The organism is Domibacillus robiginosus, from assembly GCF_000966195.1.
GTDB lineage: Bacteria > Bacillota > Bacilli > Bacillales > Domibacillaceae > Domibacillus > Domibacillus robiginosus.
Genome location: NZ_LAHL01000061.1, coordinates 1 through 18913 on the forward strand (window position 1 = coordinate 1; position 18913 = coordinate 18913).

Annotated in this window: 19 protein-coding genes and 1 riboswitch; of the genes, 6 read left to right on the plus strand and 13 right to left on the minus strand. The window is 43.7% G+C overall.

The features are described 5' to 3' along the window. Both VP97_RS24310 and VP97_RS20890 read left to right on the plus strand, forming a co-directional pair. The coding region (locus VP97_RS24310; protein WP_216594939.1) for a hypothetical protein at positions 1-185 on the plus strand (185 nt) is incomplete at its 5' end. Between the two features lie 153 nt (positions 186-338). Continuing rightward, entirely contained in the window at positions 339-755 is a 417-nt protein-coding gene (locus tag VP97_RS20890; RefSeq protein WP_050184100.1) for a hypothetical protein, read from the plus strand. A gap of 106 nt (positions 756-861) precedes the next feature. Here the strand turns inward: VP97_RS20890 and uvsE are convergent, their stop codons facing one another. Beyond that, positions 862-1833, minus strand: a complete 972-nt coding sequence (gene uvsE, locus VP97_RS20895; protein ID WP_050184101.1) for a UV DNA damage repair endonuclease UvsE — start codon at positions 1831-1833, stop codon at positions 862-864. 121 nt (positions 1834-1954) lie between these two features. On the opposite strand from uvsE, the gene VP97_RS20900 reads away from it, so the two are divergent. Further along, positions 1955-3142: a DHH family phosphoesterase gene (locus VP97_RS20900; protein WP_050184102.1), complete on the plus strand. Its 1188-nt coding sequence runs from the start codon at positions 1955-1957 to the stop codon at positions 3140-3142. A 75-nt stretch (positions 3143-3217) separates the two neighbouring features. Here VP97_RS20900 and VP97_RS20905 read toward each other — a convergent pair whose 3' ends face one another. Both VP97_RS20905 and VP97_RS20910 read right to left on the minus strand, forming a co-directional pair. Beyond that, entirely contained in the window at positions 3218-4525 is a 1308-nt protein-coding gene (locus VP97_RS20905; RefSeq protein ID WP_050184103.1) for an ammonium transporter, read from the minus strand. Continuing rightward, positions 4525-4887, minus strand: coding sequence for a P-II family nitrogen regulator (locus VP97_RS20910; protein WP_050184104.1), 363 nt, complete (start codon positions 4885-4887; stop codon positions 4525-4527). The genes VP97_RS20905 and VP97_RS20910 overlap by 1 nt, the downstream gene beginning before the upstream one ends. A 242-nt stretch (positions 4888-5129) precedes the next feature. On the opposite strand from VP97_RS20910, the gene VP97_RS20915 reads away from it, so the two are divergent. Then, positions 5130-5360, plus strand: coding sequence for a DUF2188 domain-containing protein (locus VP97_RS20915; protein ID WP_050184105.1), 231 nt, complete (start codon positions 5130-5132; stop codon positions 5358-5360). A gap of 1020 nt (positions 5361-6380) precedes the next feature. Here the strand turns inward: VP97_RS20915 and VP97_RS24595 are convergent. Next, positions 6381-6515 (minus strand): nucleoside/nucleotide kinase family protein, encoded by a 135-nt coding sequence (locus tag VP97_RS24595; protein ID WP_245629952.1) that lies wholly within the window; start codon positions 6513-6515, stop codon positions 6381-6383. Between the two features lie 216 nt (positions 6516-6731). On the opposite strand from VP97_RS24595, the gene VP97_RS20930 reads away from it, so the two are divergent. After that, positions 6732-7346 carry a hypothetical protein gene (locus VP97_RS20930; RefSeq protein ID WP_050184107.1) on the plus strand — a complete coding sequence of 205 codons (615 nt, stop codon included), beginning with the start codon at positions 6732-6734 and terminating at the stop codon, positions 7344-7346. Positions 7347-7508: 162 nt separating this feature from the next. Here VP97_RS20930 and VP97_RS20935 read toward each other — a convergent pair whose 3' ends face one another. The 9 genes from VP97_RS20935 to VP97_RS20975 all read right to left on the minus strand — a co-directional run bounded on the left by VP97_RS20935 (position 7509) and on the right by VP97_RS20975 (position 17160). Then, a complete protein-coding gene (locus VP97_RS20935) occupies positions 7509-9347 on the minus strand; it encodes a DHA2 family efflux MFS transporter permease subunit (protein WP_050184108.1) in 1839 nt (612 codons plus the stop codon). An 8-nt stretch (positions 9348-9355) separates the two neighbouring features. After that, positions 9356-10009 (minus strand): HlyD family secretion protein, encoded by a 654-nt coding sequence (locus tag VP97_RS20940; protein WP_050184109.1) that lies wholly within the window; start codon positions 10007-10009, stop codon positions 9356-9358. A 5-nt stretch (positions 10010-10014) separates the two neighbouring features. Continuing rightward, the gene (locus VP97_RS20945) at positions 10015-10449 is read right to left on the minus strand and encodes a MarR family winged helix-turn-helix transcriptional regulator (protein WP_050184110.1); all 435 of its coding nucleotides are present in this window, start codon (positions 10447-10449) and stop codon (positions 10015-10017) included. 309 nt (positions 10450-10758) lie between these two features. Then, positions 10759-11520 carry an ABC transporter ATP-binding protein gene (locus VP97_RS20950; RefSeq protein WP_050184111.1) on the minus strand — a complete coding sequence of 254 codons (762 nt, stop codon included), beginning with the start codon at positions 11518-11520 and terminating at the stop codon, positions 10759-10761. Further along, complete coding sequence (locus tag VP97_RS20955; RefSeq protein ID WP_050184112.1) at positions 11517-12317, minus strand: ABC transporter ATP-binding protein; 801 nt, start codon at positions 12315-12317, stop codon at positions 11517-11519. The genes VP97_RS20950 and VP97_RS20955 overlap by 4 nt, the downstream gene beginning before the upstream one ends. Further along, positions 12314-13162 carry a nickel transporter permease gene (nikC, locus tag VP97_RS20960; protein WP_050184113.1) on the minus strand — a complete coding sequence of 283 codons (849 nt, stop codon included), beginning with the start codon at positions 13160-13162 and terminating at the stop codon, positions 12314-12316. Before nikC ends, VP97_RS20955 begins: the two co-directional genes overlap by 4 nt. Next, positions 13159-14106 (minus strand): nickel ABC transporter permease, encoded by a 948-nt coding sequence (gene nikB / locus VP97_RS20965; protein WP_050184114.1) that lies wholly within the window; start codon positions 14104-14106, stop codon positions 13159-13161. The genes nikC and nikB overlap by 4 nt, the downstream gene beginning before the upstream one ends. Then, entirely contained in the window at positions 14107-15669 is a 1563-nt protein-coding gene (gene nikA, locus VP97_RS20970; protein ID WP_050184130.1) for a nickel ABC transporter substrate-binding protein, read from the minus strand. A gap of 297 nt (positions 15670-15966) precedes the next feature. Next, positions 15967-17160, minus strand: coding sequence for a nucleoside transporter C-terminal domain-containing protein (locus tag VP97_RS20975; protein ID WP_050184115.1), 1194 nt, complete (start codon positions 17158-17160; stop codon positions 15967-15969). 162 nt (positions 17161-17322) lie between these two features. Next, positions 17323-17423: riboswitch (purine riboswitch) on the minus strand. 261 nt (positions 17424-17684) lie between these two features. On the opposite strand from VP97_RS20975, the gene VP97_RS20985 reads away from it, so the two are divergent. Further along, a complete protein-coding gene (locus VP97_RS20985; protein ID WP_050184117.1) occupies positions 17685-18869 on the plus strand; it encodes a DUF4317 domain-containing protein in 1185 nt (394 codons plus the stop codon). Positions 18870-18913 lie beyond the last annotated feature (44 nt).

Sequence of the window (18913 nt, forward strand, 5' to 3'; positions counted from 1 at the left end):
AAAAAGCCGGGCAAAACAACAAACAGGGCAGCTCCGTACAATCCGGGAAAAACCAGCAGAATTCATCCGACCAGTATAGTACAGAAGCCGGTTCCGATATGTCCATGACCTCCGGCAATCAAAAAGCCGGGCAAAGCAACAAACAGAGCAGCTCCGCACAAGCTGGAAAAAGCCAGCAGAATTAATCCGACCAGTATAGTACAGAAGCTGGATCGGATACGTCCTTTACTTTCGGCAATCAAAAACCTGGACGGAGCAACAAACAGGGCAGCTCCGCACAAGCCGGGCAAAACCAGCAAAATTCATCTGACCAGTATAGTACAGAAGCCGGTTCCGATATGTCCATAACCTCCGGCAATCAAAAAGCCGGGCAAAACAACAAACAGGGCAGCTCCGCACAAGCCGGGCAAAACCAGCAGAATTCATCCGATCAGTATAACACAGAAGCCGGCTCGGATACGTCCTTTACCTTCGGCAACCAAAAACCTGGACGGAGCAACAAACAGGACAGCTCCGCACAAGCTGGAAAAAGCCAGCAAAATGCCTCGGATCCGTATGGCACAGAAGCTGGATCTGATATGTCTGCCGCCGCTTCTAACCCAAAATCTGGTACGAGCAATAACCAAGGGCAGCCGGCACAGTCCGGAAAAGCGAATCAAGGCTCAAGCGATCCATACGGGACAGAAGCCGGCTGTGAGATGACTGCAATAGATGTACCAAGAAAACGCAAGAAGATGAATCTGAAGCGAAAATAGGGCAGGACCATATAAAGCCAATCCTTTATCAAAAGGATTGGCTTTATGCTTTAAGAGCCTGCCTGTTTTAAAAACCTTCCATTGACTTATGTCCGCCTCTTTTCCTTTATCCAGGTATATAAAAGCTGGCTCCATCAACCTGCTCTATTCCTTCTTTTTTCAATTTTTTCATAAGAGCGAAAAGCGCATTGTCTTTTTGTTTCGCTTCAATCATTACATCAATTTGCGGGACGCTTCCTTTCACGTGATGAAGAAAATGCAGAAATTCCTTTTCATCAATAAAATCCGCATGGGCTCTGAAATCTTCTTCTGACTTTGGACTCGACATATGCATTTTTACAGGCAGTGAAGACGACTTCCAGGTATCCACTACACGCTTCCAGTCTTCTTCCCAATTTGCTTCTTTTTCATGATTGGCGGCATGGTGATGATAGTCAAATACTGCTGGAATGCCAAGCTTTTCACATAAGTAAAGCGTTTCACGAATGGTAAAGGTTTTATCATCGTTTTCAAGCATAATCATGCGCTGCAGGGAAGAAGGAAGAAGACTCCAGTTTTCTACAAACTGCTCCAGCGCTTCTTCCTTATCGCGATAGCCCCCGCCTACATGAATCACGCAGCGGTGGTCAGGCTGAATCCCCATCCCCTTTAAGAGCAGCCGGTGCATACGAAGTGTATAAACGGCTGTTTTTAATATATCGGTCTTTGGTGTATTCAACACGACAAAATGATCGGGGTGAAAATCAACCCGCATACCCTTATGCTCCTTTAAAAACGAACGAATCGCCCCCAGGCTTTCACCGAGTGGCTTTATGTAATTCCAGTCCGGAAGCTCTGGATGGTTCGCCATCGGGATCAGCTTAGAGCTAAGACGAAAAAATTGGATGTCATGAGCTGCATTATGCCGGAGCAGCCGCAGACAGTTATTGATATTCGACATAGCAATGCGCTCTAATTTGTGGATCGCCGCTTCCCTGTCCTTAATTTTCGAAAACTGGGCATGGGTCATCGTTTGAGATGGAGATCCATTTTGAATGTTCATGCTCATAGCTGCGTAACCGAGACGAATGAGCGTCATGTTTTCACTCCTTTTCTTTCTATTTTATCCAAAATAAAAAGCGGCATACTTCCAAAAATACCGGTTCCCATTCAATATTTTTTGCCCATTGTTCTCATACTACGTTCTGAGGTGAAAAAATATGTACAAACTGTTGTCGCATAACGACCTGGACGGCGTTTCATGCGGAATTTTAGCCAGGCTTGCTTTCGGCCCTGATGTGAGTGTCCGTTACAACTCTATTTCCGGCTTGAACCAGGAAGTGGAGTGGTTTTTAGAAAACGGCGATCCGAACACGTTTCTTTTTATTACCGACTTGTCTGTGAACGAAGAAAATGAAGCAAAGCTCAATCAATTTTATCAAGCAGGCGGAAAAGTCCAACTGCTTGATCACCATAAAACCGCGCTGCATTTAAACGACTATAAATGGGGACATGTAGTGGTAGAAGAAAAGGAAGGCCGCCCGGCTTCAGCTACTTCCTTGTTTTATGATTATCTGCTGAAACATGGCCACCTTACACACTCAGCGGTCGTAGCTGAGTTTGTCGAGCTTGTCCGTCAGTATGATACGTGGGAATGGGAAAGACTCGGCAATCGAAAGGCCCAGCGGCTGAATGCTCTTTTCTTTTTGGTGTCAATGGATGAATTTGAAGAAGCCATGCTGAGCCGGCTGAAAACAGGAGATCAGTTTTTCTTTAATGAATTTGAAGAAAAACTACTTGATATGGAGGAAAGAAAAACAGAGCGGTACATCCGCCGGAAAAAGCGCGAGGTTGTGCAGGCCCACATACACGACCAATGGGCCGGCATTGTCCATGCGGAATCGTATCACTCTGAACTTGGAAATGAATTAAGTAAAGAGTTTTCCCACCTCGATTACATCGCCATCCTTAGTATGGGCAGCAAGCGGATCAGCCTCCGGACCATCCATGATTCCGTTGACGTTTCACGCACCGCCGGGCTTTTTGGCGGCGGCGGTCATGCAAAAGCAGCCGGCTGTTCCCTATCAGCAGAAGCTTTCGGGTTATTCGTCACGGACGTATTCGGCCATGAACCGCTGAGAGAAGATGCGAAACGAAATCGATACAACCTTCTTGACAGCTCTTTCGGCGCCCTGTACACCAACAGGCAGGAAGACAGCTTTTTACTTTATCCTTTGTCTCCTGAACAATGGGGACTTGAACAAAATCATAAACAGCGTTCAGAAACGTTTTCGAGCTTTGAAGAAGGTGAACACTTTTTAAAGCGGCACGAGACGGCCTGGCTGGCTCGTGATGAAGTATTTGTCCAATATTTAATGGATGCAAAAAAACGCGCCGAGGTTCATTAAGAAAGGAGTCCACCCTTCTTTTTACAACAAGTAGAAACAAAAAAGCTGTCGACCGAGGCCGACAGCTTCTCTTTTTTATTTTACCGCTGCTTTTTTGTTATGGATTGGTGCTACAGTAATACCCGTTGTTTCTTCAAAATCATACAGGCTCGTTGGCACATCGGTAAAACGCTCCAGTTCATTGTAGGCAGGAATACCATGAAAAGCCATATCGAGCCCTTCCTCTTCCTCCCGTTCACTCACACGCAGGCCGACTGTTTTTTCACAAATGACAGCCATGAGGTGACCAGCAGTCAGCCCCCATACAATTACAACTGCTGCGCCCAGCACTTGAACGCCCAGCAGTGTCGCACTGCCGGTTGTGAAAAGTCCTTGAGACGAATCGAATAATCCCACCGCAACTGTTCCAAAGACACCGTTAAATCCGTGAACTGCTACAGCTCCTACAGGATCGTCAACTTTCAAAATATCTACAAGCAATGTAGCATAAACAACAATGATGCCGCTGATCGCACCGATTACAATCGCGCTCCAGCTTTCTACAAATGCACAGCCTGCTGTTATGGCTACAAGGCCGGCTAATACACCATTCATCGTCATACTCGGGTCTGCTTTACCGAACTTGCTCATTGTTATTAATAATGCAGTGGTTCCGCCGCTTGCCCCTGCCAGCATTGTATGCAGGGCAATCGCCGCCAGCGATACATTAGTCGCATCAAGTGTGCTGCCCGCATTAAAGCCAAACCAGCCAAACCATAAGATAAAGGCACCTGCAGAAGCAAGGGGAATGTTACTTGGTGCAAATACATTCACACTTCCGTCTGAGTTAAAGCGGCCTTTCCTCGCACCTAAACGCTTTGCCATTGCAAAAGCCACAAAGCCTCCGAGCGCATGAATTGCTGCCGAGCCGGCAAAGTCCTTCATGCCCAGCTGCGCCAGCCAGCCGTCACTGTTCCAAATCCAGTGTCCGGACAGCGGATAAACGAATAAGCAAATCATTGCTGCTGTTAAAATATATGCCTTAAAGTTCATTCGCTCTGCTACGGCTCCTGACACGATTGATACACAGGCAACGGCAAAGCCCATTTGAAACAATACGAACGCTGCACTCGGAAGGTCGATGGAAAGAGCAATTTTTTCCGGACTGCCAAACAAGCTTGTCCCAATCAAGCCAAATGCATCGTTTCCATACATAATGCCAAATCCAACGATCCAAAACGCTAATGCACCTATCGTTAAATCCACAAAAATTTTCATCGTTACGTTAACTGCATTTTTCGTCCGCACAAAACCGGCTTCCAGCAAACTAAAGCCGCCCTCCATAAACAGCACCATCGCCGCGGCAATCACGACCCAGATTGTATTTAAATGGATGACTTCCATCAGCTTCTCCCTCCCTGCTTCACATCATCAATTTCAACATCTGGCTGGCCTGTGCGAATATTGTAGGCTTCTAGAATCGGATACACATAAATTTTCCCATCTCCGTCTTCTCCTGTTTGTGCGGACTGAATAATGGTTTCGATTGTCGTGCTTACCATGTAATCGGATAAAATAATCTCTAGCTTCACTTTTGGATGAAGGGTTACCTTATAGCTTTTCCCCCGATATACCCCCTGTGTGTCTTTTTGTTTCCCTCTGCCTACCACTTGCGAGACGGTAAAACCGGTTACACCAATATGTTTTAATCCTTTGATTGTTTCAGTAATTTTTTCCGGCCGAATAATGGCTTCAATTTTTTTCATGCTCCTCACCCTTTGTCAGATTTCCTAACATGAATCTGTTCATAATTATAACAACAAATAAAAGGGAGTCAATGGTTTCATTTGGAAGTATGAAAAAAACTTTTCTTTACATCAGCAAAAGTCCTTTTTGCTAAAGGAATTGACTTTCATTTAAAGCCGTTTGTTTATATAACCTCCCTTTACGTTTGCCTCAGTTGAAAAAAGGAAAAATAACTAAAAAGCAATGAAAGGGGTTAACTGTTATGGCAGACAAAAAAGAGCCAGAGGTTCATACTGTTCCCAATCACAAAGGCGGCTGGGACAATAAGCAGGGCGGCAAAACAATCAGCCATCACCCAACAAAAGCGGAAGCAGAACAGCGTGGGCGTGAACAAGCAAAAAAGGGCAAAACAGAACATAGGATCCATAAAAGGAATGGACAAATCGGAGAAGCCAACAGCTATGGCCATGATCCTTATCCGCCGAAGGGATAACCTCTTTCTTATAGAACATTAAAAAAGAGAGCCATTCCAACGAATGGCTCTCCCAATGTGTAAGTAAAGTCTTTCTCTTTCAAAAATGAGCGGATAAGTAAAGCCTGCCGGACTGCGCACACCTTAGGGCAGTGCGGGAGCTTCCTCGGCTTGCGCCTGCGGGATCTCCCAACTCACTGTACGTCCCGCAGGAGTCTTCGTCCGCCAGTCTTCACTAAGTGGTGTTGAAGATCAACAAACAGAGGCCAAATAAACTCTTTTTCTTTTTCAAAAAGAAAAACACCACCGCATTAGTCCTATACAATTTTGTTGCAAGCCACTTGGAGGCGGGAGGGCAGCTGAGGCCGGGACAGTCGGGCTCAGCGCCTGCCCCTGCCCCATGGAAAGCGGAGCTGCCCGGACGCTGCCGATCTATCCTATTCATGTGACAATTATCAATCATTTGTCTACAGTCTGAGAGAGCCATTTCAATGAATGGCTCTCCCTCACAGTGTTGAAAAATAGAGTCGTCAAGAAGATATTCGTTTTCCAAAAAGTTTATATGGTGTGTTTCTTTTTTTATCGGCCCGAAAGCCTCTGCTTCTTTATTGAAATGGGCTTCATTCTCTTACTCTCTTTTTGATGCTGTGTGATAAATAAACCGGTCACTTGTTTTGATCTCCACTACCATACGGTCCCAATCAAATGACTACATATTGGGCGTGCGGAAAAAAACCGTTCTTCTATTTGTTTATTTTGAAACTCCTCCATCAATTCCGAGCATCTCGCTCCCATCTGTTCCCGTGTTGGTCGCAGCGCATTCCTTTGTAACAGCTCTTTTTCATCTGCCCACAGCACCACATACCTTACGTCAATATCACTCTCTTTGCTTTTCAATCTTTCAAAAAGTGCTGTTACGTCTTCCGTAAATGCTACATAATCAATAATTACGTTTTTACCGGTATGTAGAAAGTTAGCGCTTAAATCAGTGATATTCTTCCAAACAAGCGAAAGAGTTTCATTGCTTTGCCACGGTGGAACCTATCCTCTAACAATCATATGATTAATCGTATCCCCTTCTATGTAAGTGCTTTTGCGAAGAGCCTCCGCAAGCTTCCTTGATACAGTTGATTTCCCTGCTCCCGCCGGTCCTGACAAAATAAAGATTCTTTTCATTTTTTCTCTCCTGTCTGGTTGTATTCTGCTTCCGGAATTATTATGCTAGTTTTATAGGTGATGATTAATTTTCCAATACTTTTCTTTAACAAAAAGAGCGTTAGACCGGTCAATCTTTTATTTTAAAGATCAAAACATTGGTAGGCTGTAAAGACCCCTGTCCAATCCGGCTTAAGTGTAAAAAAACAGCTTTATTACATAATGGCAGGTGAGCGTATGAGCATTGAAACGGAAACAAATAGGATCCATCAAGAAAGAATGCAAGAGCTGGATTTAACTGCTTTTAAACTGCTGCCTTCTGCCAAGCCGCCGCTTTTTCATGGACATACAGTTCGAAAAACAGTGTCCTCATACTTTTGGAGAAAGAAGCTGCGCCCTTTTATACTTGAACAGCAAGGAAATAAGTGTACGGTTTGCGGCTGGAGACCCGCCGAAGAAGCCGACATCAAGCACCTTCATCTTCATGAAGTAGAGCGATACGATTTTGACCATAAAGTGTGTCACTTGCTCAGCATCCAGCTTATTTGCCGAAAATGCCACGCTTTTCACCATATTATCCGGACCGAGATGGTGTCCACAGAAGAACAATGGGCGGATTTAATGGCTCATTTTATTCATGTGAATGGCTGCTCTCCCCATATTATAAAAAAATTTGACTGGATTACAGCGAAAGCCTTGCAGTTAGAAGCACACGCTTTGAAAGAAAAGGAAAAAGAAATAGCCAGGCTGGCAAAGCAGCCTGTCCGCTATACCGTTCATCCTGCTATTCCATTTTCAGGAGAGATGGAAAACCAAATTCGCAGGAAAGGGCTGCTTTATCAAACGGAATAATACATTCCGCCCCTCCCAAATGTTTTTTTCACTTTTTCTCATTTTGCCTGTTTTATCAAGTGTATAGATCGTACTTTTCCATAAAAAGAACCATTCATTTTCGCTTATAAAAAAAAGCCATTCAAACAGGAATTTACACCTGATTGAATGGCTTTAAAACAATTATTGTTTTTCAATTCGTGCCCGTTTCACAAAAAAGACAAGAATTAATGCCAGTACCGATAGACCTGTTGCTACCATAAAAGCATCATTAATGCCATCAATGGTTGATTGCTGTACAGCCTGACCGTAAATAAGCTGGGTTGTAAGCTGGTTACCTGCTGCGCCCGGCAAGTGGGCAAGGGCAGACAAGCTCTGACCAAGCTGATCAAACTGATTTGACAGGAAGGAATTAGAGCTTGTAACCGTATGTTGATACGCACCGTAATGAGCCCCCTGTCTGGTCGTCATTACCGTTACAAGAAACGCTGTTCCGATACTTCCGGCTACCTGTCTGGCTGTATTGGAAGCAGCGGTTCCATGTGAACCAAGGTGGCGTGGCAGCTGATTAAGACCTTCTGTCATGATCGTCATCATAATAAAGGACATGCCGAACATCCGCAGTACATAAAGAAGAAGCAGATGGCTGTAACTTGTGGTCATGCTGAGCATTGTGAACTGCCACGTTGTTAAAACCGTAATTGTTAAACCAATAACGCCGAGCCATCTAGCGCCAATTTTATCAAAAAGCGCACCGGCAATTGGAGACATAATCCCCATCACAATAGCCCCTGGAAGCATTAAGAGTCCCGATTCAAGCGCTGTAAAGCCGCGGATATTCTGCAGGTAAATCGGAAGCAGAATCATTGCGCCAAACATCGCCATATTTACGATCATGCTGACAACGGTCGTTAGAGCAAAGATATCGTATTTAAACACACGTAAGTCAAGCATTGGCTTGTCAGTTGTCAGCTCCCGCCATACGAAGGCGATCAACGAAATAATCCCGATTGTTAACGAGATGACGACTGTAGCACTGTCCCACCCGTCATTCCCTGCTTCACTAAAGCCGTACAGCAGGAATCCAAAACCGAGGGTAGAAAATAAAAATCCTGGCAAATCAAATTTTGGATTCGTCACTTTTGTGACGTCTCTCATCCATAAAAAGCTTAAGATCAGCACAATGACACCAATTGGAATCACAATGTCAAACAGTAGTCTCCACGAATAGTGCCCAATAAGCCACCCTGATAAGGTCGGTCCAATGGCAGGCGCAAAAATCATAACGACACCCATGAGACCCATCGCTTTTCCACGCTTTTCCGGAGGGAACAGCACGAAAAATACCGTCATAAGAAGCGGCATGATAATTCCGGCTCCGCTCGCTTGAATGACCCGTCCGATCATCAGCATTGTAAAGTTCACAGATAACGAACAAACGAGTGAGCCAACGGTAAACAGCAAGATAGCCGTAATATACAGCTTCCTTGTCCCAAACTTTTCAATAAGGAACGCTGTCACCGGGATTAAAATTCCGTTCACCAGCATATAGCCTGTTGTCAGCCATTGCACGGTATTGGCTGAAACCCCTAAATCATTCATAATATGCGGAATCGCTACATTAAGCAGCGTCTGGTTTAAAATGGCAACAAAAGCACCAAGCATTAAAGCTGTTAAAATTCTGCCTGTTTGGATGTTTTGTAAGCCTTCTGCTCCGCTCTGTTTCTGTTTTTCTTTTACTTCCTCTTTCGGTTGAACATCTGCTTCTACATATTCTAATGCCGGTTCTGACACAGCAGAGTTTTGAAGTACGTCTTCTACTTCTTCAGATAAACTCTGTGTGGTATCAGCCTGATCGCTGCTCTTTTCCTGTTCAAGACTGGCTTGCACAGGATTTTTCCCGGCTTCTTCACGCATAACCGTTTGATTCATGTTCTGTTTTCTTCGTTTCACCGCTCTGAAATTAAACAACAGTAACACTAAAGCACATAAAAGAACATAAACTGCAGCATATATTAACATGTAATCACCTACTTATGAATTCGCACAGTTACGTTCATACCAGGAACAATCGCTACACCCTTGCTGTCATCAATCGATACTTCTACAGGAACTACCTGTGTCACTTTTGTAAAGTTTCCTGTGTTGTTCGAACTTGGCAGTAATGAGAAAGTTCCAGCTGTTGCTGAACCAATTTGTGTTACTTTTCCTTTTAGGGTTGAATTCGGGAAAGCATCTACATAAATGTCTACATCTTGTCCTACATCCACTTGATCTACTTCTGTTTCCTCGATATTAGCCGTAACCCACAAATTATTTAAGTCATACACTTTAGCAAGCGGTGTTCCAGCAGCCACAAATGAATCCTGAACCGCTGTGCTTTGTACAATCGTTCCCGCTGTTGGAAGTGTAATATTCATTGGTGTTGTTTGTCCGTCTGTTCCTGTTACTGAAAGTGTTCCTACTTTTGCATCCTTTGAAAAATCTTCTCCAACATTGCCTTTCCATTCTGTCAGCTTTCCATTTGCAGGTGCAGAAACGGTTACCTGTTGTCCAGAAATTTGGGCATTGTCTGTCGATAAGTAGTTTACAGCTTTATTATAGTAAGCATAACCGCCTACACCGCCGCCTACTAACACCAATAAGATAATAATGTTAATTAAAATTAAACGCTTTGCGTTCATAACTCCTATTCCTCCTCTGATGAGAGCTTTGTTAAAACAATTTGATGTAGCCGCAAAAGATAAGAAATTTCCTCTTCCGGCATCTCGAGAATCTCATTTAATTTCTTCACTAACCTGGATTCAGAAGAAACAATTTGCTCAACCATCGTCCTTCCTTTATCCGTTAAGTCAATAAAAACGCTTCTTCGATCTTCTGGCGGAACGATTCTTTCAGCTAGTCCGCTGTGAACGAGCCGCTCAATGACACCGCTGACCGTACTGTTTGTCAGCATCATCTTTTCAGCCAATTCTCCAAGGCTTATATTCGGATTCAAGTTAATGATGTAAATGGCTTTCAGCTGCACAACCGTGATACCAAGTCGATCCGCATCCTGCTTTATTAATTTATTGATCGCTTTATTGATCCTCCAAAACGAAGCTAAAATTTCATTATTCAGCACGCTTCTCATCCCTCCTTTCTTGCACACTTTTATATTTCCTACTGAAACATTTCGTATACGAAATAATTCTCCACGAAGAAAGATTATAATCAGTTAGGCGACTCTTGTCAACAAAAACAATGGAAAATACTTTCCTCCTATAATGTGCTTTTCTCATTACTTTAACCGCTTCCTCCTGGCTGCTTAAAATAGGTGCTGATTACTTGCCAAAAAAAAGATCTGCAACAAGTGAATGTTACTTGCGCAGATCATACAGGATTTTTTCCCCTTTATTATGCAAATATACTATTCACAAAATAAAAGGTTTTTTTAAAAGATCGAAATCAACTCTTTTGTATATGGATGGCGTTTCTCCGAAAATAACTGATCCCGGCTAAATTGATCAATTAGCTTTCCTTCCTTCATCACCATGATGCGCTGGCTCAACTTGTTTACAGCAGCCAGATCATGTGAAATAAACAAATAAGAAAGATTAAGCGTCTGGCGAAGCTCTGTTAATAAATCAAGAACCGCCCCCTGTGAAATAACATCCAGGCTTGCAGTCGGCTCGTCCAGTACAATCAGTTCCGGTTCAATACTAATGGCCCGAGCGATGGTCACGCGCTGCTTTTGTCCGCCGCTCAGCTCGTGTGGATATCGGTTCGCTATATCCTCCGGCAATTCAACCGCTTCTAGCAGCTGTTTGATAAACGCCTTTTTAGACGTATATGAAAAATGAGCCAGCTCGATCTCTTTTTGGAACTGGCTGTATGGATCAATCAGTGAATCCTTTATTTTAAGCTTTGGATTCAAAGCAGCTGATGGATTTTGAAACACAATTTGCATCTGTCTCCGATAAGGATGCAGCTGTCGTTCTGTGTACCTTTCAATCGCTTCACCTTTAAAGAAAATCGAGCCGCTATCAACCTCTTCTACCTTCAGCAGGCAGCGGGCTAGCGTGCTTTTGCCACAGCCGCTTTCTCCAACAAGCCCAAGACATTCTCCCCTATTCAGCTCAAAGGAAAGGTTGTTAACAGCCAGTTTTCCTGTTCCATACGATTTCATTAATTGCTGCACTGCAAGAAGCGTCATCTGTTCCCGGCCTCCTGTAAACCAGATGGAAGACCCCGCCCAAGAATAGGCGCTGCTTCAATTAACTGCTTTGTGTAATGATGTTGTGGATGATCAAGAATGCGGTGCTTTCCTCCCGATTCAATCATTTCCCCTTCTTTCATTACCGCGATGCGGTCCGCGCAGCGTCTCACATGGCGCCAGTCGTGTGTAATAAATAAAATGGCACAGCCTGTTTCTTTTTGTCGCTTAGCCAGCAGCTCTAAAATCCGGTGCCCGGAAACACTGTCAAGAGCCGTCGTAATCTCGTCAGCAATCAATAAATCCGGTGAAAGCAAAAGAGCCATCGCAATAGATACACGCTGCAGCTGGCCGCCGCTCAGCTGAAACGGATACTGATCAGCCACGCTTTCATTTAAGCCGACAGAATCGAGCGCCTCTTTCGTCTGAGCCAGGCGGGTTTTGATCGAATGAACTCCATGGGCTTTTTGGTATTCATCCAAATGCTGGCCAATTGTCCGGAACGGGGTAAAAGAGCCTTGATAATCTTGAAAAATGTAAGCAATTTTCCCTCCACGCACAGTTCGCATCTCTTTTTTAGATAAAGCCAGGAGATCTTTTTTTTGAAAGGTAATTTTTCCTTCTGCCTTTAAATTCGGGGCAAGCATTTGTCCAATGGCCTGTGAGAGAACACTTTTCCCGCTGCCGCTCTGCCCTACCAGTGCAAACCATTCCCCTTCTCGGATAGCGAGAGACACATTTTTGACCAGCTGCTTTTCCCTGGTGATGATCGTCAGCTGCTCTACAGATAAAATCATGATTGAACCTCCTTTTTCACATCAAAACGGTCACGAAGATAATCCCCCATCATATTCGTTAACAGCACCACAATGACAATCGCCAGACCCGGATAAATCATTAACGAAGGCATGGATTGAAAATACGGGCGTGAATCATTCAGCATAGCACCCCATTCGGGAGTGGGCGGCTGAGCGCCAAGACCAATATAAGATAAGGAAGAAATAAGTAAAATAATTTTCCCAAGATCAAGGCTGGCGAGAACCAGTACATGCCCCGCTATATGCGGAAACAAATGCTTCACCATAATTTTTTTGGACGACAGCCCGTTTGTCCGGGCAATTAGCACGTACTCTTTTTGTGATTCTGATAAAACCGAGCTTCGGACGAGGCGGGCGTAGCTCACCCATTTCACCATGACAATAGCAAGCACAAGATTGCCAATGCCCGGTCCAAGCAAGCCGCTTAAAACAATGGCAACGATCGTATCGGGAAAAGCTAAAAAACCATCTGCAATGCGCATAAACATACGATCAACCCAGCCGCGTTTGTATCCAGAAACAAGTCCAAAAGGAACACCTATCATTAAAGCAGCGAGCAGGGCCAAAAAACTGTATCCGATTGTCTGCTGTCCCCCAAGGAAAAGCCGGGTTAAAACATCACGCCCAAGATGGTCTGTGCCAAGCGGGTGTTCCATACTCATGCCTTGAAGGCGGCCCCCCATATTGGTTAACGTCGGGTCATACCTCAAGTAAAAAAAGGTATAAATGGCTCCGGCCAATGCAGCTGCCACCACAACAAAAGCAACAGCCCCCTGCCAGCTGTGCTTGTTTTTTTTCGACAGTGGTATAGAAAAATCTTTCATGACTGTGTATTCCTTTCTTTCAACTTCATTTCAGGATTTAAATAGCGGTAGAATATATCTACACATGTATTCACAACGAACACAATGACCGCCATAACTAAAATGTATCCTTGAATCAGCGGATAATCACGCTGACGTATCGCATCCACAACCATTTTTCCAACACCGGGATACGCAAACAACACTTCAATCACGACTACACCGCCAATTAAGCTGCCTAAACTGACACCAAATACCGTAATAACAGGCGGCAGGCTGTGACGAAGGGCGTGAACAAAGAAAATACGCATCTCGGATAATCCGCGCGCTCTTGCAGCGCGAATAAACTCCTGGCCAAGTGAATCAAGCAGGCTGGAGCGAAGCAAACGAACATACACACTCGAAATCGCCAGCCCCAGCGTAAGCGACGGTAAAATCAACGAGACGAGCCCGTTTCTTCCCATCGTCGGCAGCCAGTTTAGCTGCGCGCCAAATATATTAATAAAAATTAAGCCAAGCCAGAAGCTTGGAATCGCCGCTCCAACAATGGAGGCGTAACGACTGATATGGTCGATCCAGCTGTTTCGATAAAGAGCGGACAGAGAGCCGAGCGGAATCGATACCACCAGCATCACCAGCATGGCACCCGCCGCCAGTTCAAGCGTAGCGGGAAGCCCCGTTGCAATCATGTCTATTACAGGCTGGCCGGTTACATAAGACTGACCGAAATCAAGCTGAACAAAATTAAAAAGCCAGAGCCCGTATTGAACGAGCAACGGCTTGTTAAACCCCATATCCTCCCGCAACGCTTCGACCTGCTCCTGGCTGACAGACAATTCGTCCACGTTCAAGATGGTTAAAGCTGGATCTCCCGGCGCCAGACGAACAAACAAAAAGCTGACAAACGTAATAAACAGAAGAAAAAGCGTGACTTCAAGAAACTTGCGTATAAAAATTTGAAGCATTTACTTCACATCCAATTGATTTGTAATCATGTAATACTCGCTGCGCGTCGTGACCCAGTTTTTTACTTTTTCATTGTTGTAGGCAACAATTGTCGATGGGTGAAGCACAAAGGAATTGATGGCATTGTCATGTACGTAATCCGCTGCTTGCTCTGCCAGCACGGCACGTTCTTTCTGACCAACCGTCTGGTTCAGCTTATCAATGATTTTCGTCAGCTCCGGCTCCTCTGCACCACTGAAATTCAAGGCGCCTTTTGGATGATAGGTAGCATTTAAATAATATCCGGCATCACCACGCGGCGCTGTTAAATTGCTGTATGTAGCCAAGTCCCAATCACGGTTAGACGCCATATACTCTTCTGGGATTTCAATTTGCTGAATCTTCACATCAATCCCAATTCGCTTTGCATCTGATTGGAAAACCTGTGCAATCAACGGCAAATCCGCTCGCGCACTGTATGTTAAAAGAGTAAACTGAAGCGGCTTGCCGTCCTTCTGCATTTTTCCATCTTTAAGTGTGTAGCCCGCTTTTTGTAAATATTGAACAGCCGCCTCAGAGCCGGATTGTGGCTGCTTTTCATACTTCGGCGCAAACGGCAGCGATGGCAAAAACGGCCCTTCCGCTACTTCTCCGTATCCCAGCAAAATGGTATCGACAATTTCCTGGCGGTCAATGAGCGCATCAACCGCGCGGCGTACATGAACATCCTTTAAGCTTTCCCGCTGCATATTCATCGTCATTTGATGAACACGGAAGGTTTCAGTCGACTCTACTTTTATATGGGGTTCTGCTTGCAATGTCTCCAGGCTTTCTACCTCCGGACGGTACACAATATCAACTTGCCCCGATTGCAGTGCAAGTGAACGCGCATTAGCATCCTCATTAAATGAAAATGTAACTGAATCCAGTTTGGATGCCCCGTCCCAGTAGTCGTCGTAGCGCTCAAGATCCAGCTTACTTCCCGGCACAAATGATGTGAGCGTAAAAGGCCCTGTGCCAACCGGTTTATTGACGATATCTTTTTCGGTTACATCGATAATCGAAACATTCGGATTTACCAGCTCAGAAATAAATTCGGGAAAAGGCTCCGTATTTGTAATATGGAGTGTATAACCGTCTGCTTCAATCGAACTGATTTTCAGCGCATTTTGAACAGCTTTGCTTTCTTTTAACGCCCGTTCTAAAGAAGCTTTCACAGCATTCGCATCCATTTTCCTTCCATTTTGAAAGGTTATATTTTCACGCAGGTGAATCGTCCAATTCTGGCCGTCTTCCCCTTCCCAGCTTTTTGCAAGCCATGGTGCGATCGTTAGCTTTTTTTCATCCAGTCGAACAAGTGTTTCTGTTATCCCTGCCCTTAACGGTACGTAGCTTGAATCTACATGAGGATCTAAAGAATTTGTTGAAAAATTATAAAGAAAATGAACATGCTTATCCCCGTTTTTTGACGCAGTTGTACCTGTCGAAGACTGTCCGCAGGCTCCCAGCAAGCCAAGACAAACTGCTAATACGGCACCCTTAAACAAACCCTTCCAAAAAAAATGCTTGTTGTTTATTTTCATCTTTCGCATCGTAAATCCCCTTATTTCGTAATGATTACGTTTTAATATTATCGTAATGATTACGTTTTATCAATGAAAAAATTTACAAAAAAATAATCGATGAGCAGGTCAATTCATAAAAAGCAGCTACATAATAAAAAAGAAGGCTTTTCATCTGTTTACTAAACTGACGAAAAGCCTTCTTTGATATGACGATTTTGATGGCTGACTTATTCACCTAAAAGCCTGCCTTCAGCCCTGCGCTTTCTCCTATTGAACGTGCGGTTCCGTAATCGAACCCGTTTCAGATCTCTTGTTTTACCAGACAAACAAACCAACAAACATAGCACTCAAAAGTGAGACGGCGATGCCGCTCACTAAAAGCTTCCACACATTTTTCCCTATTATTTTGGACTTTTCATCACCCATGATTGAACTGATTGTCCCGTAAATCATACCGACCGTACTGAAGTTTGCGAAAGAAGTTAAAAATGTTGTCGCTACTGCAACCGTATGAGGCTGCAGGGTATGGATGTTTTTTTGCAGGTCGATCATGGCCACAAATTCGTTTGTAGCAAGCTTGATACCCATGAGCTGAGCAACGTACATAGCATCATGGCCGGACAGACCAAGAAGAAAAGCAAATGGGCTGAAAATAACGGAGAAAATCTTTTGGACCGTCAGCCCTTCTATAACAAATCCCAGTATGCCATTCAAGCAAGCCGTCAGGGCAACATAGCCGATCACCATTGCTAAAATCACGATAACCATTCGCATCCCGACAAGCATACTATTTGAAATGGTCGAGAAAAAATCAGTGCGTTCTTTTTTCGAAGGAACATAAACAATGTCTTCCTCTTTGCTCACTTCTATCGGGTTTAAAACGCTGGCTAACAGCAAAGCATTCAAGCAGTTTAAAGGAATCGCCGCAAAAACATATTCTCCCGGCACCATGCTTAAATAAGCGCCAATGATCGATCCGCTGATACTGCTCATGCTCATAATGCCAAAGGTAAGCAGGCGGTTATCCTTCAATACGGAAAGCTGCTGCCGAATCACAGCCAGCGCTTCTGTATTCCCGAGAAACATCATTTGCAGTGAAAAAAAGCTTTCCAGCTTGGGAAGCCCTGAAATTTTAGAAATAATCCATCCTACCTTATCGATAATCCATGTTAAAACACCAAAATAACTAAGGATGTCAAAGAAGGTAACGATAAAAATAATGGGCATTAACGCACTAAAGAAAAAATCAACCGTAGGATTCGCCATCACCGACGGAAAAGCAAAAGAAATCCCCTCATTTGCACAGTCTATGAGAAAAGTAAAAAATGAGGCAATTTTATCAATAATCCACGCCCCGATTTTTGTTCCCAGCATAAACCAGGTAATGAGCAGTTCCACGACGATTAAAGCAGCAATAGGACGCCACTTTACCTGTTTCTTGTTGGGAGAACAAAGAAATACCAGGCCAAAAACGACTAGAATCCCAACCATATTTAATAAAAAAAACACACCAACAGCTCCCTATCTAGGATTCCCTGTATAAGTAAGCCCTTCGTTTCATCCACAGCCACAGCCCGAAGCATGAAAAAAAGAGTTTTGGAAATCCCATTGCCGAATACAGTGATCCATAAAGAATCTGTATACAGGAAACCGTCTGCGTGCTTTTCTCTTCGTTTATCCACACTTCCCTGTAGTCCGGCATTTATGGCTGCCGGGTAGAAACTATCAGACCATTTCACTGATATTATACAAGGATCATTTTTTAGACCTGCTCATTTTATAACAAACGACAAAATGCGACAATATTTTCACAAGAAGTTGTAATCATTTTGCAACTATCAATACTTTGAAGATTCAGTATAGAAAGAATGGAAGAGAAGCCTGATGGAGAATGGTTCTTTTATAGGATTTTCAAATGTGAAAGGATCTATCATTAAAATATTATTTAAAACGAATGAGTTATGTAAAGGACGGAGGTTATTTGTTATTCTAGTACATATGCCAATCAGGGCAGTTTAGGAGTGGATGAAACTATGAACAAAAAAGACATCGCACATATTCGGAAGCAATTCAAAGTAGATAATGACTTACTTAAAATCTCTGATATTTTTAATGTGTATATTATGAAGGAATCAAGCGACATTTACCATCATCAAAGCCAGCCCTTTGAAATGCTGGACCAGGATCAGCAGGAATTATTTATGAATAACTTTAAAAAATTACTTGCCGGCCAATTGGATGAGAAGCTTTTTGAGTTAAAGTTTCAACGGGAAGCCCAAAATAATAGCCAGCTCATTTTGCATCAAGGATTACTGAGCGCTGACGTAGACGGCTGGAAAGAGCAAATGCTTCAAATTGTCGGCAAAATGCTTGCACTTCGGCAATATGAGAAGGATATTGTCGTTACATTTATTCGCGGGGAATATTTCAAGCCAATGAAGCGCCGTAACCAAGAAGCTGAAGAAAGCGAACGGGATACCGTTTATTCTCATCCGTTTATTTTGTGCAGCATCAATAACACACAGGAGCCAAAAAAAGAACTACTTTTTGACTATGTTGAAAAAGAATTCAAATATCATTTTGTCCTTGATCCCATTATTAATCTCAACACCCCCCTCTCAGGTTTTCTGTTTCCCTGCTTCACCGATAATACAGCAGACGTGAATCACATTCTTTATTCAGCAGGCAAGGTGCATGAGCCCGATCACCAGTTTATAGAGGACGTATTAAACGGGGAGGAAACGATGACGGCAAAAGACGATAAAATCGTTTTCGAGGAAATCATTAAAAACGTAACCGGAGATCAGCTAAGCACGTCTACACTCTCTAATGTATATGAAGAAATTAACCGAATGATCGAGGAAAATGAAGAGGAAGAACCGCCAAAATTAGATGCCAGGGATGTAGAACGAGTTTTAAAGATGAGCGGCCTTGAAGAGATCAATTCGGAAAAAATTGAATCAGCCTATCAAAAAATCATAGATGATGACAAATATGAGATCAAAGCCAGCAGCATCCTGCCGAAATACACGTCAAAATCCATTAAAATCAGCACGAAAGCAGCAAACATTTCAATCAGCCCGCAGGATTTGAGCTATGTGAAACAAATTCTTTTCAACGGGAAACGCTACCTCATGATCGAAGTGGAAGAAGACACTGTCATTGAAGGCTTTACAATGATCCCGGAGGCTCTTAGCGGCGATTCAAATAAACAATAAATAAAAGGTATCGGGTACCTGGCAGGTATGTGGGACGGGTCCTG